The sequence below is a fragment of the Endozoicomonas sp. genome (assembly GCF_031844845.1).
Taxonomy (GTDB): domain Bacteria; phylum Pseudomonadota; class Gammaproteobacteria; order Pseudomonadales; family Endozoicomonadaceae; genus Endozoicomonas.
On sequence record NZ_JAVRMB020000329.1, the window covers coordinates 1 to 11,305 of the forward strand.

General features: G+C 47.5%; 16 protein-coding genes and 1 riboswitch. Of the genes, 6 read left to right on the forward strand and 10 right to left on the reverse strand.

All coding sequences use genetic code 11. The annotated features are described in order from the left end of the window. Nucleotides 1-309: XRE family transcriptional regulator (locus RM811_RS18305; protein ID WP_402527195.1), on the forward strand; the 309-nt coding region annotated here is incomplete at its 5' end. A gap of 219 nt (nucleotides 310-528) precedes the next feature. On the opposite strand, the gene RM811_RS18310 is transcribed toward RM811_RS18305, so the two are convergent. Then, nucleotides 529-1,125 (reverse strand): hypothetical protein, encoded by a 597-nt coding sequence (locus RM811_RS18310; protein ID WP_402527197.1) that lies wholly within the window; start codon nucleotides 1,123-1,125, stop codon nucleotides 529-531. 344 nt (nucleotides 1,126-1,469) lie between these two features. Between RM811_RS18310 and RM811_RS18315 the strand changes: the two genes are divergently transcribed. From RM811_RS18315 to RM811_RS18335, 5 genes are all read left to right on the forward strand, one after another. Then, entirely contained in the window at nucleotides 1,470-1,595 is a 126-nt protein-coding gene (locus tag RM811_RS18315; RefSeq protein ID WP_402527199.1) for a hypothetical protein, read from the forward strand. Nucleotides 1,596-1,961: 366 nt separating this feature from the next. Next, a complete protein-coding gene (locus RM811_RS18320; protein ID WP_402527201.1) occupies nucleotides 1,962-2,210 on the forward strand; it encodes a type II toxin-antitoxin system Phd/YefM family antitoxin in 249 nt (82 codons plus the stop codon). Next, nucleotides 2,200-2,490, forward strand: a complete 291-nt coding sequence (locus tag RM811_RS18325; RefSeq protein ID WP_402527203.1) for a type II toxin-antitoxin system RelE/ParE family toxin — start codon at nucleotides 2,200-2,202, stop codon at nucleotides 2,488-2,490. Before RM811_RS18320 ends, RM811_RS18325 begins: the two co-directional genes overlap by 11 nt. 22 nt (nucleotides 2,491-2,512) lie before the next feature. Further along, a complete protein-coding gene (gene trmL / locus RM811_RS18330) occupies nucleotides 2,513-2,977 on the forward strand; it encodes a tRNA (uridine(34)/cytosine(34)/5-carboxymethylaminomethyluridine(34)-2'-O)-methyltransferase TrmL (protein ID WP_402527205.1) in 465 nt (154 codons plus the stop codon). A gap of 136 nt (nucleotides 2,978-3,113) precedes the next feature. Beyond that, complete coding sequence (locus RM811_RS18335) at nucleotides 3,114-3,818, forward strand: Fic family protein (protein WP_402527207.1); 705 nt, start codon at nucleotides 3,114-3,116, stop codon at nucleotides 3,816-3,818. Between the two features lie 70 nt (nucleotides 3,819-3,888). On the opposite strand, the gene RM811_RS18340 is transcribed toward RM811_RS18335, so the two are convergent. The 9 genes from RM811_RS18340 to RM811_RS18380 form a co-directional block, all read right to left on the reverse strand. Next, entirely contained in the window at nucleotides 3,889-4,071 is a 183-nt protein-coding gene (locus tag RM811_RS18340) for a DUF29 family protein (RefSeq protein WP_402527209.1), read from the reverse strand. A 566-nt stretch (nucleotides 4,072-4,637) separates the two neighbouring features. Next, the gene (tal, locus tag RM811_RS18345; RefSeq protein WP_402527211.1) at nucleotides 4,638-5,600 is read right to left on the reverse strand and encodes a transaldolase; all 963 of its coding nucleotides are present in this window, start codon (nucleotides 5,598-5,600) and stop codon (nucleotides 4,638-4,640) included. A gap of 151 nt (nucleotides 5,601-5,751) precedes the next feature. Beyond that, complete coding sequence (rbsK, locus tag RM811_RS18350; protein WP_402527213.1) at nucleotides 5,752-6,720, reverse strand: ribokinase; 969 nt, start codon at nucleotides 6,718-6,720, stop codon at nucleotides 5,752-5,754. A 90-nt stretch (nucleotides 6,721-6,810) separates the two neighbouring features. Continuing rightward, nucleotides 6,811-7,779, reverse strand: a complete 969-nt coding sequence (locus RM811_RS18355) for an ABC transporter substrate-binding protein (RefSeq protein ID WP_402527215.1) — start codon at nucleotides 7,777-7,779, stop codon at nucleotides 6,811-6,813. Nucleotides 7,780-7,917: 138 nt separating this feature from the next. Further along, a riboswitch (TPP riboswitch) is annotated at nucleotides 7,918-8,025 on the reverse strand. Between the two features lie 209 nt (nucleotides 8,026-8,234). Further along, a complete protein-coding gene (locus tag RM811_RS18360; RefSeq protein WP_402527217.1) occupies nucleotides 8,235-9,101 on the reverse strand; it encodes a glutaminase in 867 nt (288 codons plus the stop codon). After that, entirely contained in the window at nucleotides 9,067-9,864 is a 798-nt protein-coding gene (locus RM811_RS18365; RefSeq protein WP_402527219.1) for a glutaminase, read from the reverse strand. Before RM811_RS18365 ends, RM811_RS18360 begins: the two co-directional genes overlap by 35 nt. 194 nt (nucleotides 9,865-10,058) lie before the next feature. After that, nucleotides 10,059-10,370 (reverse strand): YbaN family protein, encoded by a 312-nt coding sequence (locus tag RM811_RS18370; protein WP_402527221.1) that lies wholly within the window; start codon nucleotides 10,368-10,370, stop codon nucleotides 10,059-10,061. Nucleotides 10,371-10,599: 229 nt separating this feature from the next. Continuing rightward, nucleotides 10,600-11,115: an IS1 family transposase gene (locus tag RM811_RS18375; RefSeq protein WP_402527223.1), complete on the reverse strand. Its 516-nt coding sequence runs from the start codon at nucleotides 11,113-11,115 to the stop codon at nucleotides 10,600-10,602. Continuing rightward, nucleotides 11,060-11,305 (reverse strand): IS1-like element transposase (locus RM811_RS18380; RefSeq protein WP_402527225.1); only part of this gene is annotated, 246 nt, incomplete at its 5' end. The genes RM811_RS18375 and RM811_RS18380, both read right to left, overlap by 56 nt.

The following is an 11,305-nucleotide window of genomic DNA, read 5'->3' on the forward strand; positions in this document are numbered from 1 at the left end:
GCCAAATCATTTCACCAGTTAAAAAACAGGCTTTCCAGCGAGGCACGACAGGCGGTAGAAAAGAAAGCAGAAGCACTGTTGCAAACCATGCCTTTGGCAGAACTCAGGCAAGCCCGGAAACTTTCCCAGGAGCAGCTGGCAGATACCTTGCGCGTCAAACAAGCCACAGTTTCGAAGATGGAGCGCAGAACCGATATGTATATTTCCACGTTACGCCACTTCATCGAAGCCATGGGAGGCGAACTGGAGATTACCGCAAAATTTCCCGAGGGCAATGTACAGATTATTCAGTTTACAGACCTGAGTTGAGGGGCGCAGCGCAGAGTCTGAGGGAATAGTATCTTGATCTCGAATGCATACGGTTCTGGCGCATCCCTACGGTTCCCCGTGGGAACGCATATTGGAGCAGTGTTTTGGTCTATATTCCCACGCAGAGTGAGGAGGCCAGGAAACGCTTTTCCTCCGTGCATCTGTGGCAAAAAAACAATGGGTTCCGGTTTCCGCCACCATTTACTGCCAGTCAGTGAGTCAGCCAGCAGGCAGTATCAGGAACCGATTATATTGAAAGGCAGGTCGCCAGAACGTTAACCCGGATTTACAGTCCATAAAGTTGTTGGTGTCATTCCCGGTAAAATCGCAATGTCGACTCCCGGCCCACCAGTTATTGGCAAAGCCGGCGCGCCCCTGGGCAATCACGAAGTCAGGAAGGTAGTACTCTGTTTTTTGCCCTGTTCGTGGGTGTTCAATGGTAAAGGTGAGATTGCCAATGACCGCAAAGTTCAATGTTTTCGGCGGGTGATTATAGATGTTGTGTGAGGCACTGGCTCCCCAGTCGACAAACTGGTTGGCTGCGGCGTAGCTTTCTTTCCTGCCAGCCCGTACGACAATCATTGCGGTTGTATCATCGGGGATAATTGCAACAATGCCTTTAAAGGTCTCCGGTTGCGATTCAATATGGTCGGTGACTTCGTAGGAAATATTCTCCAGCGTTTCGTTGTGGTTAAAGCCCCATAACACGAATTCAACAACATTATCCCGTGTTTTAGCGCCCATGGCGGTGGTCGAAATCGTGGTTCCTGATAATCCCAATACGATCAATAATGCCAGCACAGTATTGGCTTTCATTGCTCTGCACCTCTTTTACTGCTGCATGCAGCGGAATGGGTAAAGTCTTGGCAGGCGGTCGTTCAAACGGTTTTAAGTCGTAACCTTAAGTTGAAGGTTGCCCCATAAATATAGTGTCGGATGAGATTGCACACAACTTTGGCGGGTTCAGCGGGTAAGATGGCGTGAAACTGCGTAAAGTAAACGACATTGTTATGTTTTTTGCTGTCCCCGTGGGAGCCGGGGCAGCTGACCATTCACTCCCCCCAAATAGCCACTGATACTATCTGCCTTTACGATGGCATTCTTAATCTATTCTTAAAAGACACCTCTTTGTACGACTTCCTGATTTGAGGCTCAAGACAATGGATCTGTCCCCCTACGACCATAACCGCAGTGACAATAAACTGTTCCGCTACGGCTGTGGCTGTAATCTACTCGCCCTGGTTTTGACACTGGTGATGTTTCTCGGGTTTACCCAGGCGGGTTAAATCACAGAGATCACAAATGCTCATGACGATTGTTCGTCACCCTCAGGCTATGAAAAAAAAGCACTTTTAAAAACTTTGTGCCTTTGTGGTTCAACGCTTTTCTTTCACGGCAAAGAAAAGAATAAGTAGTATTTTCCTTGTTTCCACAGTCCTCCGCAGAAATTCACGGTATGGCAGTCAGGGTGTGCTGGCTGCTGGTTCTGTATGCATTACCGCCTTCGCGGGAAAGACGGTTGGGCGTTCATTCTGCCTTTTGCGATACCCTCGCAGGACCCACAGGGCCTAAAAGTGTGGGAACGAGGATAACGGCTTTACGAGACTCTTTAACAGGTCTAAGATCAGGTCATATAAAATAGGAGACGGATAATGGCTTCCCTTATTCTGACCGATATTGCCGCCAGTATTTCTGAACTGAAAGCCAACCCCATGAAAGTGGTCGCCAGTGGCGAAGGCCTGCCGATTGCGGTGCTGAACCGTAATGAACCCGCGTTTTACTGCGTGCCCGCCAAAGCTTATGAAGCCATGATGGAACTGATTGATGATATGGAACTGTTAGAGCTCGTTAAAAAACGGGCCGATGAGGAGTCTGTGAAAGTTTCTCTCGATGATCTATGAGCTTGAGTTTAAAAAGTCTGCGCTGAAAGAGTGGCGTAAGCTCAACCCGGCAGTGAAAGAGCAGTTTAAGAAGCTTCTGGAGCGTCGATTAAGCAATCCTCATGTGCCTTCTGCAAAAGTGACTGGCGCCCCCAATCTCTACAAAATCAAACTGAGGCAGCTGGGTTACCGACTGGTTTATTTGGTTTCCGATAAAACCGTAACCGTTTCTGTTATTTCTGTTGGCAAGCGCAGCAAGAATGAAGTTTACCAGGTAGCGCTTGCCCGATTGATGAGCTAACCACCTTATTATTGGACTCTGCATGCTTGATGTTGTTCTCTACCAGCCGGAAATCCCGCCAAACACTGGCAATATTATCCGCCTCTGTGCCAATACCGGCTTTCGTCTTCATCTGATCGAACCCCTGGGTTTTGAGCTGGACGATCAGCGTCTGAAGCGGGCCGGGCTGGATTATCATGAGTTTGCTGAACTGAAGATCCATCCGGATTATCTGAGCTTTCTGGAAACGGTTAAACCGGGGCGGGTTCTGGCGTTGAGCACCAAGGGCTCCGGTAACTACAGTTGCTGCGAATTTCAGGAAGGAGATGCTCTGCTGTTTGGCCCGGAAACCCGTGGACTGCCAGCGGAGATTCTGGATTCACTACCAAAAGATCAGGTGCTTAGATTGCCCATGTTACCTGACAGCCGGAGTTTGAACCTGTCCAATACAGTGGCGGTAATAGTGTATGAAGCCTGGCGGCAGATGGGGTTTGCTGGTGGTCGTTAAAAATGCGGCAGGGAGTGACCGAATGCCTTCCGGTCAAATCCCCGTTAGCCGTTCTCAACCCTAACCTGCAGCATGACGATAAAGACTCATGCAGATATAATGTTGCAAATGTCAACACAACTCCTGAGATTCTCAAATGACAGCGGCAAAAGATACACTTTGGGGAATGAGCCCTAATCGTGCGATGGCCAAACAGCTTGCCGTTCGTGATATTCCTTCACTTGTTTATGATGCCGTAAACCTTGAAGGAGTAGCGATGACTTTGCCAGAGATTCAAACGCTACTGGATGGGATCACTGTTGGTGGTCATAAAATCGGTGATCAGAATATGGCTCTGAACCAGGCTGATGCCTGGAAATATCTATTTTCACTGGTATCTGAGAATAAATTTTCATTTTCAAAAGATGTTGCTTTAGCAATCCATAACATCGCAGGAAAAGAAGAGGCTTTAGAGTGGGGAGCTTTCCGTACTGGTAACGTGACTATCAGTGGATCTGACTATGAGCCTCCTGCCGCAAAAGAGTTGAATCAGGTTTGGGCTGAAATTGAGTCAGAACTTGAGGACTGTAACGATGTCTATGATTTGGCTATGACTGCATTCCTGAGAATGGCAAGGGCTCAGTTTTTTTGGGATGTAAATAAACGCATGGGAAGGTTTATGATGAACGGAATTCTCCTTTCTCAAGGCTTTCCAATCATCAATGTCCCTGCAAAGCGGCAAAAGGAATTCAATCAGTTTATGCTTGATTTTTACTCAACGTCAGACATGACGGCAATGAATGAGTTTTTAAGATCATGTCTGAATGAAAAGATCATCGAAAATTTCAAACAAAACGGCTAACACATATGGATCCACCGGGCGCTCCGTGCCGGTGAGCCGGGCGCTATGCAGCAATAACGCAATAGGAGTGTCAATCAAAGCCCTGATCAGCATCCCATTGGTGGGTAATAACGGTTTCCAGGTCATCAGGCCAGAAGTTTTTATCCACAGCCTGCTGGAAACTCCACGGATACTGCTCTGGAAAAGTGCTGGCCGGCAGGTTGGTTTTATCATGGGCATCTTCTATTGCCCGATGATAAGCCGCAGGCAGCATCTCGCTAAGGAATTGTAATTAAATAACATCCCAATCCATCACTCGCCCAGGAACGGTAACATTGTTCCATCTAGAATTTATTCCTCCCGCCATCCTCGTTCCCACGCTCCGCGTGGGAATGCATACGGGACTTGCCGTAACCTCAGGGCTTGCTAATAGCCCGCTGCCTGAATTGCCATGCAAAGGGTAAGAGCGATGGACAACCTCACTTGTCTGGGGGTGCCGGAGTTTCACGCCAGTTATTTTGTTTGTGGTGGGTGCGGTATGCATTACCACGCGGAGCGTGGGAACGAGGTCATAATAAAATCTCCTGATGTTAGAAAAATAAGTGGTTCATAGTGGGGTTGATTGGTTAAACAAATCGTAACTGCAACTTTACTGAACGATGCGCTCTTGAAAGAGAATGCAGAGCTTAGGATGCAAGTTGCCTGTTTAAAGGAATGTTGTCGGGAGCCCGAGAAAAAGGTCAATAAAACAGTCAAAACGTTCGGTTGTCGGCCGTCAGGTTCTCGGGTCCCCCCGAACGGGGAACCGACCTACAGAGAACCTTGCGCGACAATTCCTTATTACAGACTATTAAACAGTAACTTCTCAAGCTTGACCTGATCAGCCGAAAAATTCCTGATGCCTTCAGCCAGCTTTTCGGTAGCCATGGCGTCTTCATTCATAGCCCAGCGAAATGCCGCTTCATCCAGAATAACTTTCTCTTCATTACACCTGGGATCGTCACCAAACAGCTTCTGAGACAGAGGAGTTTGAGAAGCTTCAAGCTGGTTAAGCAGATCAGGGCCAATAGTCAGACAGTCACAACCAGCAAGCTCAATAATTTCACCGGTATTTCTGAAGCTGGCCCCCATAACGACTGTTTTATAACCATGTTTTTTGTAGTAGTTGTAAATTCGGCTGACCGATAGAACACCCGGGTCTTCAGAAGCAGAAAAGTCCCGGCCTTCAGCCTTTTTATACCAGTCAAGAATCCGGCCAACAAACGGTGAAATCAAATAAGCGCCTGCTTCTGCACAAGCCTGAGCCTGGGCAAAGCTGAATAATAGCGTCAGGTTACAGCGAATACCCTCTTGCTCCAGAACTTCTGCTGCCCGAATGCCCTCCCAGGTAGAAGCGACCTTGATCAGCACCCGACTACTGTCTGCCCCCTGCTGCTTATAAAGGTCGAGCAGTTGTCTTGCCTTATGGATGGAGGCGTCAGTATCAAACGACAGTCGTGCATCCACCTCGGTAGAAACGTATCCGGGCACCACCTGCTGAATTTCTTTACCAATACCCACCGTTAACCAGTCACAGGCATTACGGACTCTTTCTGTTTTGCCAGTTTTGTCCATTGAAGAACGTTGACCATAGGCAATAGCTTCATCAAACAACGCTTTATAAGCCGGCAGTTCGGCAGCTTTCAGAATCAGTGACGGGTTGGTCGTTGCATCTACCGGCTGGTATCGACGAATGGCTTCGATATCACCGGTATCGGCCACTACCTTGGTCATACTTTTTAATTGGTCAAGCTGGTTTTGCATGCTACACCTTCCCTTCTTCAAAATAAAAAGCCAAATAAATAAGCTGGATTCATTATGACTGGTCAGTAACGATTAACGATCATAATCCCTTGAGGCTCAAGGACTACAGAGTATCTGCACCAGGCTTTGAAATCAAAAAACACAGGAATCATCAGAGATGCGGAGAACTGGCTGCAGCAGCAATTTCCTGGTCACACTGTATAAACTGCTCCACTTCAAAACGGTAGGGTATAGACGATTGAGACCCTGAACGCATCACTGATAACCCGGCACTGGCATTGGCAAAAAAAGCAGCATCGACCAATGGTTTTCCTTCCGCCAGAGCCACCAGTAAAGCACCGTTAAACGTGTCACCGGCAGCGGTTGTATCAACGGCTTTAACAGGAAACCCTGGTATCAGGATACCCCGGGGATAACCTGACTCCATTGACGACACATACGCACCATTACACCCCATGGTAATGACTACATTATTAATCCCCTTATCGTGCAGGATCGCTGCGGCAACGGCAGCAGACTCGAGACCGGTGACTTTGATGCCTGTCAGTATTTCAGCTTCTGTCTGGTTGGGTGTAATGAGGTCCACCAGTAAAAGGAAGCTTTCAGGAAGGTCACTGCCCGGTGCCGGGTTGAGGACTACCGTCGTTTTATGCTTTCTGGCGATATGAACTGCCTGAAGATTCACAGAGTCAGGAACCTCCTGCTGTAAAAGTAGATAATCAACATCCTTAACCAACTGACCATTCTGATCAACAAACGCTTCAGTGAGGCAACTATTAGCACCTGCTGCAATGCCAATCATATTTTCGCCCTTTGCATTGACGAAAATCAGGGCGACGCCGGTATCAGCACCATCCACCTCGATGATCGCTGAGGTATCAATCCCTTCATCAGACAGCTGCTGCACAATGTCCCGCCCGAAATCATCCTGACCAATGGAGGCAAGCATATGCGTGTTACCACCAAGGCGTGCACAGGCAACCGCCTGATTCGCTCCCTTGCCTCCAGACATAGTGCCATATGACGTACCCGTTACGGTTTGACCAGACTTTGGAAAGCGATCAACCTGCAGAACATGGTCAACATTAATACTGCCCAGGACGAGAATCTGTTTACTCATATCACCACCTGATAAACGTTGCCCGCTGCCCGAAAAAGCCGGGCTCGCTTCGCTTTTACGGACAACGGACAGCGGACAACGGCCTTTGTGTTATGAGGCTTTTAACTCAGAAATATACGCTCCATCAATAGGCTGAAAAGTAGAGTATGGGCGCTCAGGTAAATACTCATTGGTATAGCAGCTTGAATTGTCCATGGCGTCATCGATAATCCCAAGCTGTTGTGCATAAAGCCCCACTTTATCCCAGTCTCTGTCCACATTAACCAGATCTCTGGAAAAATAAGGAAGACAACTGACGTAGATCTTTCTAAACGTCTCTGTTCTCAGCCTCGGAATCTGGTCACATAACAATTCATAAGCTTTGTCAGGGTTCTCAAGGGTCCAGTGCGTTCCTCTCAGGGTCGCTCTCATAAATCTTCGGACGGTTTCCTGATTAGCAGCCAGATACTCCTCATGAACCAGAAAGAGAATGGAACAAAAGCAACAGCATCCCAGACCCGCCAGCTCATCAACCCTTAATATACCGGTCTCCTTGCCAGTGGCCTGCTCAAGTTCTACCTGTTGAAAACACCCAATACCCATGCCTGCATCCACTTTATTCTGAATAATGGCATCCGTAACATTCATTCCAACACGCACGGTTTCATAAGCACCGGATTCAATACCCGCCCGCCGGGCAAGGTCATCAATCATGATTTTTCCAAACCGGCCAATGTAGCCAATTCTTTTCCCCCGGATATCATCAAACCCTTTAATGCCGCTTGATTTAAGAAAAATAATACCCGTCGGTGGTTCATGGAACAGTGTTCCCGTTGAAATGACCTTGTACCCTTTGGCCCTGGCAGCATAAGTATGAATCATCGCCTTCAGTGCAATATCCACCTTGTTTTGACCGATTAAATCCGTCACATCAGAGGGATCGGTGGTTTCCATAATGGCCGGAGAAATACCTTCTTCTTGATAAAAGCCCAGGTGATGAGCCATAAAGACAGGTGTGTGATAGGGGTTGGCATACCAGTTAAGAAGCAGAGAAAGCCTTGGCGCTGCGATTGAGGTCATACGTCATCCTCACTGTAATTAGGAAGTAATACAAACAGCGTGACGCATAAAGGCCCGGGGAGGACAGTACCGCCCTTACCTATAGCCAACCGGACAACCGGGAAACACAAAACCCCGATATGACTCTAGCTGGTATAGACGATCGCTTTATGGCAGTTCCTACGCCGGTACTAACCGCTTCAGGTTCAACAGGTATCATCTCAGCCTGAAAGCTTACTGATCAAACAGGCACCCTGCGCCACTGGAATCTGCCAGCAAAAGTAATAAACAATGAAACTGGCAGACTCTTAATGCGAAATTATAGAGTGCTTTCTAATCTCTTCCAGTTGATCAGTAAGGGCTGTCCTTAAATAAATCCCTCATGGCAACAAACGTCGCCCGCTGCCCGAAAAGCCGAGTCCGCTTGTGCTTTTGCGGGCAACGGACGGCGGACAACGGGTAGCATGTTCAACGGCTCAGTTTTTCAGCGCTGTTTCCAGCGTATTGATCAACGCTTTATGCTTTACTCTTCTGGCATCATCCAGAGCCGTGTTACCCCAGCGATCTTTAAAATCAGCCCTGGCGCCATGAGCCAGCATAAAGCTGACCACTTCCTCCTTCCCTTCAGAGGCGGCTATATGCAGAGCCGTTCGTTTGTCGTAGTCAAACATATTCAAATCAACATCCCTGGCAAGAAGACGCCGAATACAGCTGACATCACCAGAACTGGCAGCCCAGAAGAGCGTTGAGAGCATCTCCTGCTGATCCTGATGAGCCTGTTTGCGCGGATCAAATTTCCGGTGATGACAACTACTGATATTGTCATAGTTATGAAAATTGAAGGTATTAATCAGCTCTTTACAGAATTCGATGCCCCGGACACTGTTACCATTTCGGTCCAGCCTGGGAGACCAGCAGGCAAACCCCATCACATTAGGAATCACCACCAGAATCAAGCCTGAAACACCACTTTTTGCCGGTAAACCAATCCGGAAGGCCCATTCACCCGAAAAATCATACATACCACATGAATACATTAACGACAGGCACTTCTGAACCGTATCCGGCGCAAACACCTGCTCACCGGTAAATGGGCATACACCTCCACCAGCCAGGGTTGCCGCCATGATTGATAATTGTTCCGTAGTACCCTGGAGAAAACAGCACTGGAAGTAAAAATCCAGTGTTTTGTGAATATCAGTATTTTTAGGAAAGGCGTTACTCTCACGCATAAAATACGCCAGGGCAAAGTTCCGGTCGGCGGTATCCCTTTCGGAAAGATACACGGCATTATCATATCCGGGGGGTTCATGGGCACAGAGGCGGGACCACGTCTGATGCACATATTGAAACCGGTCTGCCAGCGTATCCTGTGCCTTGAGCAGCGAGCAGCGAGCAGCACATGATGGCACCGGCATTAATCATGGGGTTATGGGGCCTGAGTTTCTGGTTCAGCGCCAGCTCGTTGAATGACTGGCCACTGGGCTCACAGCTAACATGTTCATGCACCGCATCCGCTCCATGCTCCTCAAGTGCCAGACAGTAATTGACAGGCTTGCAGCAAGACTGAATACAAAAACGGGCATTGGTATTCCCTATGGAAAAACGCTGCCCATCAATGGTACAAAGGCTGACGCCAAACTGTTCCGGTTCCACGCTGGCCAGCTGTGGAATATACGACGCCACCTTACCTTCACGGTGCTTCAGTGTCTGCTGATAAATAGTCTCAACCCTGTCGGTAAAATTCCTGAACTCAGGAATAACCATCTCCCCCTTAAGCACCTTATCGACAATCACCGTATTGGGGCTGACGATAGAGGCAAACTCATCGAAGGTGATATCTTTTGGCTGGGAACGATACCTGAGTTCATAGGTTCGGATTGCCTCAACCATTTCTCTCAGCCGCGGATCTGTGGCAAAGATCCCATAGCGTTCCAGTGAGCTGGGAATTGCCATCAATGCCAGGGTCTTGGCCGAAGAGTCGCTCTGAAGCGAGGTAAACAACTGTCTCAACTGATGTTCATCCTTCGCTGAAGCGGCTTTTTCTGCCACTCCTGCCATACCGTCTACGGAAACAACAGAAGATTCTTTTTTTTCTGAAGCCATACAGTAAAACCTGATGTCAGTAAAAGAGGAGGATAAATAACAAAACACAGAGGCTATGGGATCAGCCCTTATCCAGCCAACACCGCTGACCACCACGCAAAGGATAGACCAGTTATTTATTCTGGAAGACTCTCAGGTGAAAAAGAGATAGATGTCGTGTTTATGAGGGTCTATAAGGATCCGATGCCTAATCCTTATATCTTTAGCCTGGCCAGATAAACCGTAACGCTGATGGCAATGACCAGAAGCAGGCATTTGGCCCATACCAGCTTAACTATCCAGATAGACAGACTCATGGTCAGCCAGAGGACAATAACCGCCCGGATGTAAACCTTTCTGGAGATACTGCGCTGATCAAGATACTGCCGAAGAGGAGGACCAAGCACTTTATGATTCAAGAGCCAGGAGTGAATGGCCGGAGAAGACCTTAAACTGAAAAAAACCGCCAGTAGTAGAAAGGGTGTCGTTGGCAGCAGCGGCAAAAAAACACCCATAAAACCCAGCACGACACAGAGGTTGTTATTCTTGCCATTACTGGCGTATAGCTGCCTGTACTAAGTTTTAGATTTACGGGTACCTAACCATATCCCAATATGCGATGGCGTGTTTGATTTGTCGTAGGAGCCGTATGCATTAGTAGTGTACGTACGGATCTCTGCCGGAGGGGTGATGAACCACAGGAAACTGTTGGTGAGTCAACCTTTTACGGCGATTAAATCCAGGGCGAAAGTTTAATTAAAACGTTGGGGTAGTGGGTTGAACTTGTAATTTTGCATGAATATCGATTCCAAGCTCGACCTTATTAATCAACAGACCAATAACAATATCATGCATTTTTTCCAGCTTTGAAAAGCAAATTGTCTTACGTGCTAACCGCTTGATCCAAGTTCTGAAATTAAGATTTTTTCGCTCAATTTTTTGTGTATTTTTTTTTCCTATTTCGTGCTTTTCTGCATCAAGATGACGGCTGTAAGTACCCCAGTCATCCGTATAAAATCGCTTGATATTAAAGGGTTCTAATAATGCTTTTAGCTTCTTAAAAACAACATCTTTTCGCTTGCCAAATACATAGGCAAGTACTGTATTTGTATCGTGGTCAACAGCGTGCCAGAGCCACCGTTGATTAGATTTTTTGCCGACAAATGACCACTGCTCGTCCAGCTCAGCTTCCTCACAGACCATCTCCACCCTGACGTTACGTGATTTTCCTGCGTTTGCCGAATAGAGGATAGGATTCACTTGAGTGAGCATTTTTTCCTTTTTTTAAAGTACTTATAACAGTGCCTTTACTGATTTTTAAAACTCTTGCTGTATCACGAATACCACTGCTGTTTATGACCATATCAATAGCCTGTTGTTTTACGCCAGCTTCATACGCTCTGTAACGATATTTCAGCATGAATGTTTTGGTTTCACATGCTGCATTTACACACCGGTATCT